This is a genomic window from Kitasatospora sp. NPDC040550 (genome assembly GCF_055594965.1).
Genome location: NZ_JBVIWC010000007.1, coordinates 250,248 through 266,168 on the forward strand (window position 1 = coordinate 250,248; position 15,921 = coordinate 266,168).

18 protein-coding genes and 1 riboswitch are annotated in these 15,921 nt (G+C 70.5%); of the genes, 9 read left to right on the plus strand and 9 right to left on the minus strand.

The window, feature by feature from the left end:
• Positions 1 to 14: 14 nt before the first annotated feature.
• Positions 15 to 155: riboswitch (cobalamin riboswitch) on the plus strand.
• Positions 156 to 349: 194 nt separating this feature from the next.
• The 3 genes from ACZ58X_RS13490 (at position 350) to ACZ58X_RS13500 (ending at position 4,365) form a co-directional block, all read left to right on the plus strand.
• Positions 350 to 2,755, plus strand: a complete 2,406-nt coding sequence (locus ACZ58X_RS13490; RefSeq protein WP_470333870.1) for a ribonucleoside-diphosphate reductase subunit alpha — start codon at positions 350 to 352, stop codon at positions 2,753 to 2,755.
• Complete coding sequence (locus tag ACZ58X_RS13495; protein WP_470333804.1) at positions 2,755 to 3,771, plus strand: ribonucleotide-diphosphate reductase subunit beta; 1,017 nt, start codon at positions 2,755 to 2,757, stop codon at positions 3,769 to 3,771. Before ACZ58X_RS13490 ends, ACZ58X_RS13495 begins: the two co-directional genes overlap by 1 nt.
• Positions 3,772 to 3,888: 117 nt before the next feature.
• Positions 3,889 to 4,365 (plus strand): hypothetical protein, encoded by a 477-nt coding sequence (locus tag ACZ58X_RS13500; RefSeq protein ID WP_470333805.1) that lies wholly within the window; start codon positions 3,889 to 3,891, stop codon positions 4,363 to 4,365.
• Positions 4,366 to 4,418: 53 nt separating this feature from the next.
• Here ACZ58X_RS13500 and ACZ58X_RS13505 read toward each other — a convergent pair whose 3' ends face one another.
• Positions 4,419 to 4,607 carry a DUF397 domain-containing protein gene (locus tag ACZ58X_RS13505; protein ID WP_470333806.1) on the minus strand — a complete coding sequence of 63 codons (189 nt, stop codon included), beginning with the start codon at positions 4,605 to 4,607 and terminating at the stop codon, positions 4,419 to 4,421.
• A gap of 17 nt (positions 4,608 to 4,624) precedes the next feature.
• A complete protein-coding gene (locus ACZ58X_RS13510) occupies positions 4,625 to 5,479 on the minus strand; it encodes a helix-turn-helix domain-containing protein (RefSeq protein ID WP_470333807.1) in 855 nt (284 codons plus the stop codon).
• A gap of 215 nt (positions 5,480 to 5,694) precedes the next feature.
• Here ACZ58X_RS13510 and ACZ58X_RS13515 point away from each other — a divergent pair, with 215 nt between their 5' ends.
• A complete protein-coding gene (locus ACZ58X_RS13515) occupies positions 5,695 to 6,108 on the plus strand; it encodes an ATP-binding protein (protein WP_470333808.1) in 414 nt (137 codons plus the stop codon).
• Positions 6,105 to 6,386: a hypothetical protein gene (locus tag ACZ58X_RS13520; protein WP_470333809.1), complete on the plus strand. Its 282-nt coding sequence runs from the start codon at positions 6,105 to 6,107 to the stop codon at positions 6,384 to 6,386. The genes ACZ58X_RS13515 and ACZ58X_RS13520 overlap by 4 nt, the downstream gene beginning before the upstream one ends.
• A gap of 57 nt (positions 6,387 to 6,443) precedes the next feature.
• Here ACZ58X_RS13520 and ACZ58X_RS13525 read toward each other — a convergent pair whose 3' ends face one another.
• From ACZ58X_RS13525 to ACZ58X_RS13535, 3 genes are all read right to left on the minus strand, one after another.
• Positions 6,444 to 6,866, minus strand: coding sequence for a cupin domain-containing protein (locus tag ACZ58X_RS13525; RefSeq protein ID WP_470333810.1), 423 nt, complete (start codon positions 6,864 to 6,866; stop codon positions 6,444 to 6,446).
• 307 nt (positions 6,867 to 7,173) lie between these two features.
• A complete protein-coding gene (locus ACZ58X_RS13530; RefSeq protein WP_470333811.1) occupies positions 7,174 to 7,380 on the minus strand; it encodes a hypothetical protein in 207 nt (68 codons plus the stop codon).
• A gap of 22 nt (positions 7,381 to 7,402) precedes the next feature.
• Positions 7,403 to 7,591 carry a hypothetical protein gene (locus tag ACZ58X_RS13535; protein ID WP_470333812.1) on the minus strand — a complete coding sequence of 63 codons (189 nt, stop codon included), beginning with the start codon at positions 7,589 to 7,591 and terminating at the stop codon, positions 7,403 to 7,405.
• A 182-nt stretch (positions 7,592 to 7,773) separates the two neighbouring features.
• On the opposite strand from ACZ58X_RS13535, the gene ACZ58X_RS13540 reads away from it, so the two are divergent.
• Positions 7,774 to 9,075 carry a helix-turn-helix domain-containing protein gene (locus ACZ58X_RS13540; RefSeq protein WP_470333813.1) on the plus strand — a complete coding sequence of 434 codons (1,302 nt, stop codon included), beginning with the start codon at positions 7,774 to 7,776 and terminating at the stop codon, positions 9,073 to 9,075.
• A gap of 174 nt (positions 9,076 to 9,249) precedes the next feature.
• Positions 9,250 to 9,396, plus strand: coding sequence for a hypothetical protein (locus ACZ58X_RS13545; RefSeq protein WP_470333814.1), 147 nt, complete (start codon positions 9,250 to 9,252; stop codon positions 9,394 to 9,396).
• Between the two features lie 299 nt (positions 9,397 to 9,695).
• Here ACZ58X_RS13545 and ACZ58X_RS13550 read toward each other — a convergent pair whose 3' ends face one another.
• Positions 9,696 to 10,628 carry an oxidoreductase gene (locus ACZ58X_RS13550; RefSeq protein WP_470333815.1) on the minus strand — a complete coding sequence of 311 codons (933 nt, stop codon included), beginning with the start codon at positions 10,626 to 10,628 and terminating at the stop codon, positions 9,696 to 9,698.
• Positions 10,629 to 10,711: 83 nt separating this feature from the next.
• Here ACZ58X_RS13550 and ACZ58X_RS13555 point away from each other — a divergent pair, with 83 nt between their 5' ends.
• A complete protein-coding gene (locus ACZ58X_RS13555) occupies positions 10,712 to 11,353 on the plus strand; it encodes a TetR family transcriptional regulator (RefSeq protein ID WP_470333816.1) in 642 nt (213 codons plus the stop codon).
• Positions 11,354 to 11,497: 144 nt separating this feature from the next.
• The gene (locus ACZ58X_RS13560) at positions 11,498 to 12,541 is read left to right on the plus strand and encodes a ferritin-like domain-containing protein (protein ID WP_470333817.1); all 1,044 of its coding nucleotides are present in this window, start codon (positions 11,498 to 11,500) and stop codon (positions 12,539 to 12,541) included.
• 69 nt (positions 12,542 to 12,610) lie between these two features.
• On the opposite strand, the gene ACZ58X_RS13565 is transcribed toward ACZ58X_RS13560, so the two are convergent.
• From ACZ58X_RS13565 to def, 3 genes are all read right to left on the minus strand, one after another.
• Positions 12,611 to 13,855: a cytochrome P450 gene (locus tag ACZ58X_RS13565; RefSeq protein ID WP_470333818.1), complete on the minus strand. Its 1,245-nt coding sequence runs from the start codon at positions 13,853 to 13,855 to the stop codon at positions 12,611 to 12,613.
• A 41-nt stretch (positions 13,856 to 13,896) separates the two neighbouring features.
• Positions 13,897 to 14,736, minus strand: coding sequence for a tRNA-dependent cyclodipeptide synthase (locus tag ACZ58X_RS13570; RefSeq protein ID WP_470333819.1), 840 nt, complete (start codon positions 14,734 to 14,736; stop codon positions 13,897 to 13,899).
• Positions 14,737 to 15,277: 541 nt separating this feature from the next.
• The gene (gene def, locus ACZ58X_RS13575) at positions 15,278 to 15,916 is read right to left on the minus strand and encodes a peptide deformylase (RefSeq protein WP_470333820.1); all 639 of its coding nucleotides are present in this window, start codon (positions 15,914 to 15,916) and stop codon (positions 15,278 to 15,280) included.
• Positions 15,917 to 15,921 lie beyond the last annotated feature (5 nt).

Below are 15,921 nucleotides of genomic sequence, written 5' to 3' on the forward strand. Positions count from 1 at the left end.
GTGTCGCATCGAGGAGACACCACTACATGTATGCTCGCTTCTGCTGTCGATGCAGGGGAACCCGGTGGGAATCCGGGACTGCCCCGCAGCGGTGTGCGGGCGGCTCCAGCAGCCGTACCGCGAGTCCGAGTACCTGCCGAACAGCGTGCGCCACGGCCCTCCCGCAGAGGCCGCGCCAAGCACCAGCACCACCCCTCCGGGCCTCGCGGGCGGGCCGGGGAGACACCTCGCGCGACGCTTTCCGCGTTCGCGCCGTGCTCCCCTGCCCAGATCGGCCCGGGTGACCCCGATCACCGCCGCACGATCGCCGCCAGGAGAGAGCGCCTTGACCACCGCTGCCTCAGTCACCCTGCCCGCCCAGGGCTCCGGTACCGCCTTCACCGACCCGACGGTCTCCGACCCCGGCGGTGCTCTCCTGCGGCTGCTCACCGACCGCAGCGCCGACCTCACCGAGGTCGACCCCGGCCATGTCGCCGCCGCCGCGCTGCGCGGCCGCCACGCCGGCTCGGACTTCGCCGAGCTGCGCGGGCTGGCCGTGGACGCCGCCGCGTCGATGATCGCCGAGGACCCCCAGTACTCGAAGCTGGCCGCCCGCCTGCTCGCCCTGGAGATCGTCGACGAGGCGAACAGCCAGGGCTCGGTCTCCTTCTCCGCCTCGATCGCCGTCGGCCACGCCGAGGGCCTGATCGGCGACACCACCGCGGCCTTCGTCGCCAAGCACGCCGACGCCCTGAACGCGCTCGTCGACACCGAGGGCGACGACCGCTTCGAGTACTTCGGCCTGCGCACCGTCCAGTCCCGCTACCTGCTGCGCCACCCGATCACCCGCAAGGTCATCGAGACCCCGCAGCACTTCCTGCTCCGCGTCGCCTGCGGCCTGGCGGTCGGCGACACCGAGCAGTCCGTGCGCGAGGTGTCCGAGCTGTACGGCCTGATGAGCCGCCTGGAGTACCTCACCTCCTCGCCGACGCTCTTCAACTCCGGCACCCGGCACCCGCAGATGTCCAGCTGCTACCTGCTGGACTCCCCGCTGGACAACCTGGACTCGATCTACAACCGCTACGCGCAGATCGCCCGCCTCTCCAAGCACGCCGGCGGCATCGGCCTGTCCTACTCGCGCATCCGCTCGCGCGGCAGCCTGATCCGCGGCACCAACGGCAAGTCCAACGGCATCGTCCCGTTCCTGCGCACCCTCGACTCCTCGGTCGCCGCCGTCAACCAGGGCGGCCGCCGCAAGGGCGCGGCCTGCGTCTACCTGGAGACCTGGCACGCCGACATCGAGGAGTTCCTGGAGCTCCGCGACAACACCGGTGAGGAGGCGCGCCGCACCCACAACCTCAACCTGGCCCACTGGATCCCGGACGAGTTCATGCGCCGCGTGAACGCCAACGCCGACTGGTCGCTGTTCTCCCCCGCCGACGTCCCCGAGCTGGTCGACCTGTGGGGCGCCGACTTCGACGAGGCCTACCGCAAGGCCGAGCTGGCCGGCAAGGCCGTCCGCACCATCCCGGCGCAGACCCTCTACGCCCGCATGATGCGCACCCTCGCGCAGACCGGCAACGGCTGGATGACCTTCAAGGACGCCTCCAACCGCGCCGCCAACCAGACCGCGCTGCCCGGCCGCACGGTGCACTCCTCCAACCTGTGCACCGAGATCCTGGAGGTCACGGACGACTCCGAGACCGCCGTCTGCAACCTGGGTTCGGTCAACCTCGGCGCGCACGTCGCCCCCGGTGCCACGGCCGACGACCTGCTCGGCGCCATGGACTGGGAGCGCCTCGACGCCACCGTCCGCACCGCCGTGACCTTCCTCGACCGCGTGGTGGACATCAACTTCTACCCGACCACCGAGGCCGGCACCTCCAACTCCCGCTGGCGGCCGGTCGGCCTCGGCGTGATGGGCCTCCAGGACGTCTTCTTCAAGCTGCGGATCGACTTCGACTCCGCCGAGGCCGCCCGCCTGTCCACGCTGATCGCCGAGCGCATCATGCTCACCGCGTACGAGCGCTCCGCCGACCTGGCCGAGCAGCTCGGCCGCCACGAGGCCTACGGCGAGACCCGCGCCGCCCGCGGCGAGCTGCACATCGACCACTTCCCGAGCGCCGCCCCGGAGTGGACCGACCGCTGGACGGCGCTGCGCGCCCGCATCGCCGAGACCGGCCTGCGCAACTCGCTGCTGCTCGCGATCGCCCCGACCGCGACCATCGCCTCCATCGCCGGCGTCTACGAGTGCATCGAGCCGCAGGTGTCCAACCTGTTCAAGCGCGAGACCCTCTCCGGCGAGTTCCTCCAGGTCAACCCGTACCTGGTGCGCGAGCTCAAGGAGCTCGGCGTCTGGGACCAGCAGACCCGCGACGCCCTGCGCGACGCCAACGGCTCCGTCCAGGAGCTCGGTTGGCTGCCGGAGCAGGTCCGGTCGCTGTACCGCACCGCGTGGGAGCTGCCGCAGCGCGCCCTCATCGACCTGGCCGCGGCCCGCATGCCGTACCTGGACCAGAGCCAGTCGCTGAACCTCTTCATGGCCGCGCCGACCATCGGCAAGCTCAGCTCGATGTACGCCTACGCGTGGAAGGTCGGTCTCAAGACCACCTACTACCTGCGCTCGCGCCCCGCGACCCGGATCGCCCAGGCCGCCTCCGGCGCCGCCCGCGCCGCCGCGCCCGTGCCGGTCAACACCCCGACCCTCACCCCCGAGGAAGAGGCCGCGCTGGCCTGCTCCCTGGAGAACCCCGAGTCCTGCGAGGCCTGCCAGTAATGACTGCCGACGACCGCAAGATGCTGCTCGACCCCGGCTTCGAGCTGACCCTGCGCCCGATGCGGTACCCGTCGTTCTACGACCGCTACCGCGACGCGATCAAGAACACCTGGACCGTCGAAGAGGTGGACCTGCACTCGGACGTCGCCGACCTGGCGAAGCTGAGTGAGGGCGAGCGCCACATGATCGGCCGGCTGGTGGCGTTCTTCGCGACCGGCGACTCGATCGTCGCCAACAACGTGGTGCTGAGCCTCTACAAGCACATCAACTCCCCGGAGGCGCGGCTGTACCTGTCGCGCCAGCTGTTCGAGGAGGCCGTGCACGTCCAGTTCTACCTGACGCTGCTGGACACCTACCTTCCGGACCCGGAGGACCGCAACGCGGCCTTCGCCGCGGTGGAGAACATCCCCTCCATCCACCAGAAGGCCCAGTTCTGCTTCAAGTACATGAACGCGGTCGACCACATCGACTCGCTGCAGACCAAGGAAGACCGGCGGGCCTTCCTGCTCAACCTGATCTGCTTCGCGGCGTGCGTCGAGGGCCTGTTCTTCTACGGCGCCTTCGCGTACGTGTACTGGTTCCGGAGCCGCGGCCTGCTGCACGGCCTGGCCACCGGCACCAACTGGGTGTTCCGCGACGAGTCCATGCACATGGACTTCGCGTTCTCCGTGGTCGACACCGTCCGCGAGGAGGAGCCCGACCTCTTCGACGACGAGATGGCCAAGCAGGTCACCGAGATGCTGGAGGAGGCCGTCGAGGCCGAGCTCCAGTTCGCCCAGGACCTGTGCGGCGACGGCCTGCCCGGCATGAACACCGCCTCGATGCGCGAGTACCTCCAGGCCGTCGCGGACCAGCGCCTCGCCCGCCTGGGCATGCCGATCCGCTACGGGTCGACCAACCCGTTCGGCTTCATGGAGCTCCAGAACGTCCAGGAGCTGACCAACTTCTTCGAGCGCCGCGTGTCGGCGTACCAGGTCGCGGTCGAGGGTTCCGTCTCCTTCGACGACGACTTCTAGGTCGATATCGTTCAGCACACAGCGGAGCTGCCGTCATGGCGGCTCCGCTGTGTGATATCCGGTGTTCAGGTGTTCAGGTGTTCAGGTGTTCAGGTGTTCAGGGGGAGTAGCACAGGCATGCCCAAGCTCCAACAGCGTGTGATCGACGGCCCGTTCGGCCCGATACAGATCAGCCACGACCGCTGGCCGTCCGTCGTAGCGCGCGTCCAGGGGGCCGGGATCCCCGCCGTCACGGTGGTCCCCGACCGCGACCACGGCGCCATGAACATGGGCGGGCACCCCATCCCGACCAGCCGGGCCCGCAACCGCACGCGGACGGCTGTCGTCGGCGACCGCACCTACGAACTGCGGCCCAGGGGCCTGCGTCGGGCGGAGCTGCGCCGCAACGGCACCCTCATCGCCCACGCCCGGGGCACGTTCCGGTCGTACGCCCCGGGACGTACGATCCCCGGCCTCGACGCCAAGGTCACCTGGTCCCGAGGCATCGACCCGACGGACGTCGCGGTCGGCCAGGCCATGGTCCTGGGCTTCGGCGCCGGCGCCCCGGGCATCATCCTGCGGACCATCTTCTTCTGGTACGACAACCTCAGCTGAGAGAGCAGGGGTGCCCCGCACGGCCACAGCCCGCGCGGGGCACCCCTGTTGTTTCAGTCGGCCGAAAACTCCCCGCCCTTGACCCCCGCGAGGAACGAGGCCCAGGCCTCAGCCGCGAACAACAGCGCCGGCCCATCCGGGTCCTTCGAGTCCCGCACCGGCACAAGGCCGAGCACACCGTCAGCCACCTCAACACAGTCGCCGCCCTGCCCGCTGTAACTGCTCTTACGCCACACCAACATGCTTACCTCTCTACCGCTTAGCGATGCTCCTGCCCTACCCGAGCGATCATGTCGAGACTGTCAGCAGGGCTCAAGGCGATCGACCGAAGCGAATCGAAGATCAGCGTGTAGTCCTCAGTCTCCGCCGGCGTCTCCATGTAAAGCGTCCCCGTTCGATGTTCGACGCACACGACGTCCGAGTACGTCGGCACAGGAAAACTGAACAGTACGAACGACCCCATGAGCCCGGCATGAGCTCCCGCTCGGTCAGGCAGTATCTGCAGTTCGATGTTGGGTCGCTCCGCCATCTCCAGGAGCCGGTCGAGCTGTTGACTCATGACCTTTGCGCCTCCCACCTGGACTCGCAGCGCCGCTTCCCCAGCGATCACACAAAGACGCGGCGGGTTGGCCCGATTCAGCACTTCCTGCCGCGCGATCCGAGCAGCCACAAGGGCCTCGACCTCATCCTTGCTCAGCGTGGAAGGTCGCGCCTGGAGCACGGCTCGGGCATAGTCCGGGGTCTGCAAAAGGCCTGCCACCAGCACATTCTGGAACGACCGGATGTAGTCAGCCGTCTCCTCGTAGCCGATGAAGTCCGAGTACGACGGCCTCGCCAAGCTCGCACGCTGCACCCAACCAGGCTCACGGCCTCGACGAGCCAAGCCCACCAGATCCTCGACGTAGGCCTGGTCGTCAACGCCATAGAAGGCCAACAGGTCACGCAGTTCGCCGAGTGAGATTCCCAATCTGGCGTTCTCGATCCGGCTGATTTTGGTCCGGTGACAACCGATCCGCTGAGCCGCCTCCTCGGGCGTCTTACCCGACTCTTCCCTCAGCTTGACCAGCGCGGCAGCCAGCCTTCGACGGCGCACCGTCGGCCGCACATCGCTCATTTGACGCCCTTTCACTTTGGACCACCATCAGCGTACCGCCGCCAAAGAATCTTGGAACGAGTTCCAAAGTCTCAGTTGCAAACAGAACACGTGCGGATGCAAGCTACTGCATGTAGTCGCACAGTCACCACTGAGTGACCATGGCGCCGTACTACCCGGGCATCCCCATGCCCTCTCCAGCGCTCTCACCTGCACACTCCAGAGGTGGCCCTGCCATGCGCGAACAGACCTGCTGGCTCCCCCGGCACCCGAAGTCCCCCCGCAACGCCCGCCAGGAGCTCCGCGAGTTCCTCCTCCCTCACCCCGCCAGCGAACTCCTCCTCCCCACCGGCGAGTTGCTCCTCAGCGAACTCGTCAACAACGCGGTCACCCACGCCCGCACCCCGCGCGACCGCCTGATCTTCGTCCGCCTCCAGCTCCTCCCCCACGGCACCCTCCGGATCGAGGTGCACGACGCCGACAGCGAGAAGCCCAAGCCCCTCCCCGTCTCCCTCACCTCCGAGAGCGGCCGAGGCCTGTTCCTCGTCCAGGAGTTGGCCTCCGAGTGGGGCTGCTGCCCGCGCCGGGGTGGCATCGGCAAGGTCATCTGGTGCCACATCACCGCCCCCGCCGCCGGGGCCGCCGCGTGAGCCCCGGCCCCGTCCGGGCCGGGATCACCGGCATCATGCTGCCGACCGTCTTCCCGAGCCTCGACCACGCCCTCCCGATCCTCTGGGAGCACGTCCGCCGGCGCCCGGTCCGGGCCGCGCATCGGGACTTCATCCGCCTCTGCATCGGCCCGGGCGGCGGCACCGGCGTCGCCCACCGCCTCGCCCGCAGCGGCCGCTGGTCCGTCACCCTCTACATCGGCGACCTCACCGACTGGACCGCCCACCCGATCACCATCACCACCCGCCACCACCCCTGAACTCCCCGTCCCCGCCCGGCTTTCATCCCGACCGGGACGCCCGCCGTACGAACGCACTCATTCCTGCTCGTGGTAGCTGATGTGGTGTCGGGCCGCGATGGGGTTGATCTTCGCGGGGTCCAGTCGACCGTCGGTGAGGACCGTTGGCCCTGCCTCGATCAGGTCCTCGACGTAGTGCTCCCAGCCGCCGGGCGAGGAGATCTGCAGGACTCGCGGGGGCGGGTCGGAGGCGCGGCGCAGGGCGTGCGGGACGCCGTGGGGCAGCAGGACGAAGGTCCCCTTCGGCGCCGAGTACGTCCGGTCGTCGAACTCGACTTCGAGGACGCCGTCCAGCACGTAGATGCATTCGTCCGCCTGATGGTGGGTGTGCCGCGGGATGTCCTTCGCCACGGTCACCTCCAGCAGCGAGAGCCGGCCTTCCGTGTCGTCGGCCATCGCCTTGACCACGAACGCGGGTGGCAACGACCGGGACCGCTTCATCGTCCTCACCCTCGACGGCCTGCGCCCTCGCCGGGACACCGGTCCGTGACCCGGCCTCCGGCAGCTGCGCCTCCACTTGCCCGGACAACACCGCGATGCACCACCCCACCCCGGCCCGCCGTTCACGCCGGGCGGGACCCACACACCAGTGCGCAGGAAGTCGACCCCGCCGACTTCCTGCGCTTGGCCGCCCCTGCGACTGCCGGAGGCGGCGGAGGCGCCAAGCGAGACACGCCGACCCCGAACTCCCCCGCCCGCTCCCGCCGTTCACGCCGGGAGGGGGCGCTTCGTCGCGCCTGATGCGCTGTCATCCGAACGGGAGAACCGCCGTACTGCGCCGGGACAGGACGCGCGAGTAGTCAGCGGCCTCGCGGGTCAGGGCGCGGTAGTTGAGCACCGGGTCACCGGCCCTGACCAGGGCGGCCGCACACGCCACGCACCACGGCCGGGGCGGATCCACGTCCAGGTCCTCGATGACCGCCTCAGCAGTGCGGCACTCCGCGCAGATCGGCATGCTGCCGGCCCTCCTCGCTGTCTCAGGCCAAGGTGGAGCCGCACGACGTGCAGCCCCAACGGCCGTCCATCGTCTGGTACGTGGCGCCCGACCCGCAGACCGGGCACACGCGGGCGGCGGCCTCCCCGTCGCCGTCCGGCAGGTTACCGGGCGACGGGCTGGCGTGGGGGCGGATCGTGACGGCGGGCGGATCGAGCAGGTTCGCGCTCATGGCGTACTCCTCCGGGTGAGGATCGACACTGGGACGCGCCCGGCCGGGGGCTCCATCAGACAACCCTGCGGAGCCCCGGATGTGGAGGCCCATGAGCCGCCCCCGCACGCCCTGTGCGCACCCCGCATACCGTGCGCACGCCCTGCCTGCGGTCACCGCCCTCCCAGTAGGCTGGCTACTCCGTGCAGTCGAAGGGCAGCACAGTGTCGATGAATCCACGCGATCTCGGGATGATCATCAGAATGGCCCGGTGCGCCCAACGGATGACCCAGTCCCAGCTGGGCCGCGCCTGCGGCTACTCGGCGTCCGCAATCAGCCGGGTCGAAGCCGGGACGCTCCGCCCCGAAAAGCAGTCGCTCTTATTGATGGCCCGCGCCCTCGGCCTTCCTCTGAGCGCCGTCGGGGCCACCCCAGCCGCTACCCTGGCGCCAGATGTGACCCTGGATCAGGAGGACGCGATGCGCCGTAGGCAGCTGCTCCTGGCAGGCATGGCGGCGGCCGGAGCCTCGGTGCTTCCGCCGTCGGCGTCCGCTGCCGCGTACCCGGACACCGGGGCCCGGATCGTCGGGGCCCTGTACGAGCCTCAGGTCGGCGCACCCACCTCCCTGCGGCAGCTTCGGCGCGCTCTCTCCGATGCCCGCGCTCAGTTCACCGCAGCCCGGTACCAGGATCTTGGCGAGGCCCTGCCCGGCCTGCTGGGCAGGGCTCAGGCGACGCGCGACGCCCTCGCCGGGCAGTCCCGGGAGGAAGCCCACACGTGTGTGGCCAGAGCATGGGTCCTGGCCACGGAACTGGCACTGAAACAGCACTCGGACGTGGCCTGGCCAGCTGCCGACCGCGCCCTGTCGTCAGCACAAGCGAGCGGCGACCCGGTTGTCGAGGGCGAGGCCGCACGGGTGCTAGCGATCACCATGCGGCGCGCCGGGCGACCGGCCGCCGGCGTCGACCTCCTGCGGCGTACTGCCTGCTCGCTCGCGCAGAACGGGGACGACGTGTCCTGTGCCGTGGGGGCGACACTCCTGATGACCGCCGCGTACACGGCCGCGTGCAGCCAGCGACGCGGTGACGCCCTCGACCTCATGGCGGGCGCAGTGGACGCCATCGACCGCATCGACAGAACCGGGCAGCGGCCCCGGGGGCAGCTGTTCACGGTCGACGCCACCACAGGGCAAGCAGACTTGTACTGGATCGGCGTTCACACGGCCCTGGGCACGCCCAACGAAGGAGTCCAGTACGCGGCACGGATCGACCCGAACCGGCTGCCCACCGCTGAACGCCGAGCCCGGTACGGCACGGACTGCGCCCGCATGTGGCATCACCTCGGTGATCATCGGCGCACGTTGGAAGCGCTGCGGTTCACTGAGCAGGCGGCCCCGGAGGAAGTCCGCCGGCCTGCGCTACGAGCGCTGACGGCCGACCTCCTCTATGCGCCGGTGACTGTAGCCGGCGTACGAGAGTTCGCCGGCCGCACGGGAGTGGTGTAGACGCATCCAATGGTGTTCGACACCGGCGACGCTCCCGGGTCGCCCTCCCCGGCCACGCCGGCTCCTCTTGACGACGGGCCGATCAAGCCGATGCCGAAGCCCGAACACCCTTGCCACAAGCCGAAGGTGGCATGAGCGGCGTACTCTGCCGACCAGCCGACAGGAGGTGCTCGGATGGACGAGTGGATCGACCCTCGGTATGCGGAGCTGGTCGCCTGCTACCGACGGCAGCAGGAAGCGCCTGAAACTCCCGCTTACGGCCTGCCCGCCGATGACGTGCCGCTCCGCGGCTTCGTCCTGGAGCCGATGCCGCAACAGTAGGCCAGAGCCTGCGCCCCGCTCCCGCCCGGCGTTCACGCCGGGCGGGACGACCACACCCGCGTAAGGCCCGGTGCGCAGGAAGTCGGCACGGCCGACTTCCTGCGCACCACCTCAGTCCCCGGGGGCCGCAGCCGTGACCTCCTCCAACTCACCTCAGAGGGGCAAAAATTGCTCCGCCGGGTGGAACGCGTCCGGATCGAGGTCGAACGTCGTTTCCTCTCCGCCATGCCCACCGCAAAGGCGGAGTTCTACCTGCTCGCCGTGCGAACGCTCGCCGCCGAACCCGGAGGCGGGCCGGCTCAGACAGCCGCCGGGAGGCCGAACCGGACGTCCGTGAGCCGCTCCGACAGCTCCCAGAGCCGCCGGCCCGTCTCCGCGTCGACGGCCCTCGGGGCGAGCCGCACGACCTTCGGGGCGCCGCGCAGCTCTCCCACCCCGCCCGGGCCGATGAACTGCCCGCCGACCGCCTCGGGGGCGGTCGCCGCGAACAGCTGGGGCAGTGCGCCCCGGTCCGGGGCCTGGGCAAGCGGGATCAGGAGGCGGCCGAAGAGCAGTTTCACCGGGCCGACCGAGCCGGCCTGGATGTTGGTGGCGGCGTACCCGGGGTGGGCGAGCAGGCTGCGGACCGGGCTGCCGGCCGCGGCGAGGCGCCGGTGGAGCTCCCATCCGAAGACGGCGTTGGCGAGCTTCGACTGGTTGTAGTGGCCCATCGGTGAGTACGTCCGCTCACCGGCGAGGTCCTCGAAAGAGATCCACCCCTGCCGGTGGTTGGCCGAGCTCACCGTGACCACCCGCGGATCGGCACCCTCCGCCAGCAGGTCGAGCAGCAGCCCGGTGAGCGCGAAGTGGCCGAGGTGGTTGGCGGCGAACTGGAGCTCGTGCCCCTGCGCGCTGAGCGTGCGCGGCGGCGCCAGCACACCCGCGTTGTTGACGAGGACGTCCGGGCGGAGGCCGTCGGCGCGCAGCCGGTCGGCGAAGGCGCGGACGGAGTCGAGGTCGGCCAGGTCGAGGCGGCGCACCTCCAGGGACGCCCCGGGCTGCGCGGCGGTGATCTCCGCGACCGCGCGCCGCCCCTTGGCCTCGTCGCGGACGGCGAGGATGACCCGTCCGCCGCGACGGGCCACGGCGCGGGTGGTCGCCAGCCCGAGGCCGCTGTTGGCGCCGGTGACGACGAACAGCCGCCCCGCCTGGTCCGGAATCCGTTCGGCACCCCACGTCTGATTCTTCGTCATGCGCCACACACTGCCCATACTGTCACCAAGTGTCAAGACAGACTCTGCGCGCCAATGTCGACCCCGCGGGTAACATCCAGGCCATGACCACCGTCCCCGTCCCCGCCCCGAGCCTGGCCGAACGCAAGCGTCGACTCGTCGCCGACGAGCTGACCAAGGCCGCGCTGAGCCTGTTCGCCGAGCAGGGGTTCGACGCGGTCACGGTCGACGAGATCGCCGCCTCCACCGGCATCTCCAAGCGGACGTTCTTCCGCTACTTCGCCTCCAAGGAGGACGTGGTCGTCCGCTTCCTGGCGGACCTCGGCAACGGGATGCGCGCCGAACTCGCCGGGCGGCCCGCCGGGGAGAGCCCCTCCACCGCCCTGCGGAACACCGTCTGGGCCGCCATCGACGCCTGCGCCGGCCAAGCGGACCACTCCGAGCAGACCCTGCGCGTGGTCCAACTGATCCTCGGCACCGCCGCGTTGCGCGCCCGCTTCCTGGAGCACCAGTCGCAGTGGCGCGAGGACCTGGCCGCCGAACTCGCCGACCGTCTGGGAGTGGACCCCGCGACCGGTCTCCACCCCCGGATGGCGGCCGGAATGGCCCTGACCGCCTTCGACGTCGTGCTCCAGTGCTGGAGCGCGAGCGACGGCGCGCAGGACCCGGCCGCCCTGACCGACCAGGCCTTCGCCGCCATCGCCCCGGCCCTCGACGCCACGCCCGTCGACACCACCCCGCGCTGACGGTCACCGCGTCCACCCGCGCCGCCCACCCCCGCCGCACGCCGCCCGTCCGACTGAACTCCCAGGCCACACCGGCATCACACGCATACGCACGACCCGACCCCCGCTACGGTCCGGCGCACAGCCGAACAAAAGGGGTCTCCCATGACGACCGGAGTGCTCGACTACGAGAGCGACGCGATCACCCAGCTCATGAGCATGGCGGAGGAGGACTGGACCGAGCAGGAACTCAGGGAGGCGCTCCAACGGGCGATCATGCTGGAGGTGTCGACCATCCCGCCGTACGCGACCGCCCTGTGGTCGATCACCGCCCGGAACGGCGGCCAGCCGGTCCAGGACTCCGTCCAGGAGATCCTCTTCGACGAGATGTTCCACTTCGGACTGGTCTGCAACATGCTCACCAGCATCAGCGGCACCGTCGTCCTGACCGACCCGCTCACCGTCCCCAAGTACCCGGGCGAGCTGCCCGGCGGCGTCAACCCGGGCCTGGTGGTCCACCTCAGCGGGCTCTCCCGCGACTCGGCGGGGCTCTTCGCCGCCATCGAGAAGCCCGAGAACCCGCTCTCCTACGCCGCCGACGGCAACACGATCGGCGCCTTCTACCAGCGCATCGCCAACGTCTTCCCCACGTACGCCCACCTGCTCACCGGTCACCACCAGGTGAAGTTCTCGCTCGGGACGAACCGCACCATCGTCGCGATGAACACCATCGACGACGTGCTCCAGGCGATCCACGTCATCCAGACCCAGGGCGAGGGGACCACCGCCTCCCCCCAGGACCCCTTCCCCAGCGCGCCGGGCGAACTCGCCCACTACTACGCCTTCAAGGAGATCGCCGTCGGCAAGAAGCTCGTCCAGAACCCCACCACGAAGAAGTACGAGTTCACCGGCGCCGACGTCCCGCTGCCGGACACCTTCCCGGTCGCCCGGGTGCCCCGGGGCGGCTGGCCCCGCCAGGGCGACCCCAACTCGCCCGACCAGCCCACCGCCGAGCTGCTGGACGCCTTCAACCAGCACTACGGCGACATGCTGCGCGCCCTCGAACACGCCTGGGGCGACGACCCGTCCCAGATCGGCACCGCGATCGGCCTGATGGGCCAACTGCGCGACACGGCCCAGCAGATCGTCGGCGTCAAGCTGCCCGCCGACCCGCGCTTCACCTACGGCCCGGAGTGGCTCCTGGTGTGACCCGACGACGGAGGGGCCGGTGCGGAGGGGCCGGTGCGGACGGTCCGCACCGGCCCCTAAGCCCTCGGGTCACCACACCACCGGCAGCCGCTCCGGCAGCCGCTTGATGAACCCCGGCCGCCAGGCCAGCTGATCGGCGGGAACGGCGAGCCGCAGCCCCGGCAGCCGTTCGACGAGCGCGGCGATGGCGACCTCGGCGTGGGTGCGGCCGAGCGCCGAGGCCGGGCAGAAGTGCCGGCCCGCGCCGAAGGCGAGGTGCGGGTTGCCCGGCCGGTCGAAGTCGATCCGCTCCGGGTCCGGGAAGACCGCCGGGTCGTGGTTGGCGCCCTCGACCAGGACGAGCACGAGCTCGCCCTTCTGCACCAGCACCTCACCCAGCTGGACGTCCGCGAGCGCGAGCCGCGGCAGGGCGTCGCCGATCGACAGGTTCACCCGCAGCAACTCGTCCACCGCGCGCCCGATCAGCGCCGGCTCCCGCCGGAGCCGGTCGGCGAGTTCGGGCCGCTCGCACAGGTAGACGACCGCGTTCAGCAGGAACGCCGAGGTCGACACCGCGCCCGCGCCGAACAGCGACAGCGCGACGGTGGCGAGCAGTTCGTCGCCGACCCGGTCGGCGGTGTCCGGGGAACGGCGCAGCGCGGCGAACCGGCCGAGCAGGCCGTCCACAGGTTCCGGGTCGGCGTTCAGCCGCCCGAGCACGTGGCCGAGGTCCTTGTACCAGTTGGGAGCCGCACCGGCGAAGGGCACCGGGCTGGTGAGGAAGGCGATGTCGACGCCGGCCATCAACCGCCGCCCGTCGTCGGCGGGGATGCCGAGCAGTCGGCAGTGCAGTGCGGCGGAGTAGGGGTCGGCGAAGTCGCCGCGGAGTTCGCCGGGGGCGCCCTGCGCGGTGAGTCGGTCGATCAGCCGGTGGGCCTCGGCCCGGAGCCAGCCGTCGAGGTCGCGGTCGGCCCGCGGGGAGAGGGTCTTCATGACGGCGTCGCGCAGTCCGGCGCTGTTGATGCCGCCCATGTTGTCGACCACCTCGGGCGGGATGGTCAGCGCGTACTGGCGGGGGACGCCGGGGTTGGCGGTGTCCTTGAGGCTGAACCGCTCGTCCTCCAGGACCTGCTTGGCCAGGGCGTAGCTGCTGACCAGCCAGGCCGGATCGCCGGTCAGGGTCCGGACCCTGGCGATCGGGGTCTCCTCCCTCAGCCGGTTCGCCTCGGCGGGCAGGACATCGCCCCGGCGGGAGAGCGGGAAGGCGGTGTCGGTGGTCGGGCAATGGGTCTCGGTCGCGGTCACGGTCTCGGTCGCGGTCACGGTCTCGGTCACGGGCAGGGCTCCTCGGGAAAGTTCACGGTCCGGACGGTCGCCTACGCGGCGCGCCCGGCCACAGCGGCGCGCCCGGGCACGGGCACGGGCACGGGCCCAACGGCCTCGACGGCCTCGACGCCCCCAACAGCCTCGACCGCAGCCGACGTCGCAGCCGGACGGATCACCGCGTAGGCCTGGTCCACCCCGGCGCGCAGGCCTTCGTCCCGGCCGAACAGGACGGGGGTGAGCGGGAGTTCCAGGTGGTAGCAGCTGACCGAGGAGGGCACGCCGAGCAGCGCCGGGGTGTCCAGGAAGAACGGCAGTTCGGCGACGATGTACCGGAGCCCGGCGGCGAGTTGGGGTTCGCTGGGGGCGAGGCCCTCGTCCAGCCGGGCGGCCAGGAAACCGCGGGCCATGCCCTCGGCGGCCTCGCGGAACTCCGGGTCGGTCCGCAGGGCGTCGACGGCCCGCCGGTGCAGCCGCTGGTAGGTGCGGTCGCCGGTGAAGGTGGAGAGGGCGTGCACCCGGACGTCCCGGGCACCCCCGATCTCGCCCCGCCGGCCGGCCTCCTCGACGCCCCGCTCGATCCGGCGGGCGGTGGCCTTGACCTCCTTGCGGGCCCGGCGTTCGGCCTGCTCGGGGGCGTAGCCGAAGGTCTCGAACTGGGTGCCGACGAGCAGGTCGGCGTAGACGATGTCGATCCGCTCGAAGAACTCGCTCCCCCACCCGACGAGTTCGGTGATCCGCCGGGCGCTGAAATAGCTGTTGCCGGAGCTGACGCCGATGAGCAGGTGCTCCCCGCGCCGCCAGATCTCCTGGCAGCGGCGGGAATACGGAAGTGCCTCGTACCCGTCCGACGGAATCACCGTCGGGCACTCGTCCCGAAGGGCGTCGCGCATGCCTTGCCTCCACATCGCAGCGGTGGTCACGGAAAAGGTGTTTCGGGGTGACGTGGGGGGTTCGCAGAAGTGCACGGCGGGCGCGCGGAGTTCACCCGGAGGTGCCGGGCCGCTCGCCGCGGTGGAGGTGACGCGCCTGTTCAGGCGGCCCGTCCCCGGATGCCGTGTGCACATGGTGGGGCTGCGACCACATGAAGTTACCGCTGCGGTTCGGGGCTTCCGCAAGCCCCGACCGGGGGTTGGCGGAATGTGATCATCGGGCGGCCGGATCCACCTGTACTTCCCGCCGGGAGTGTGTTCACGAAGATTTCCCGGCGCTCGCCGGATATCGCCCGGGCGGCCGCCCGCGCCAGTGTGAAATCCTCCAACATCCCCCCGCGAAAAGGGAATTGTTCTGGAAGTTCCACACCACCGGGAATCCGCCCGGGAACCCGTTCCGAAATCCGTTCCGGAAACCGCTCCGGAAACCGTTCCGGAAACGGCGAAGGCCGGTGCGGAGGATCCGCACCGGCCTTCGCCGACTACCGCTACCGCTGAGCGGTCACTCGTTCGGCACCGTCGCGTACTTCGCGGTGCCCTCGGCCATCTGCTTGAGGGCGTCCTTGCGGTCCCGCTTCGACAGCTTGTCGATGTAGAGGGTGCCGTACAGGTGGTCGGTCTCGTGCAGCAGGCAGCGGGCGAAGAAGCCGGTGCCCTCGACGCGGATCGGGGTGCCGTCCTTGTCGACGCCGGTCACGGCCGCGTAGTCCGGGCGCGGCAGCTCGGCGTAGGCGGTCGGGACGGACAGGCAGCCCTCGTTGCTGTCGTCGAGCACGCGGCGCCGGTCGGCCGGGTACTCCTCCAGCTTCGGGTTGATCACGTGGCCGATGTGGCGCACGCCCTCGTCGTCCGGGCAGTCGTAGACGAAGACCTTGAGGTCGACGCCGATCTGGTTGGCGGCCAGGCCGACGCCCTCGGCGGCGTACATCGACTGGAACATGTCGTCGATCAGCGCGGACAGTTCGGCGTCGAACGCGGTGACGTCCTTGACCTCGCGGTGCAGGACGGGATTGCCGACCACGGTGATCGGGCGCGCGGTGCCCTTGGTGAGGTCGGGCTCCTCACCGATCACCTTCGCGGGGGCCTCGGGCGCCGCCCCCTCCACGTCGTGCTCGTGCTGGTGGTCGTGCTGCTCCGCCATTGTCT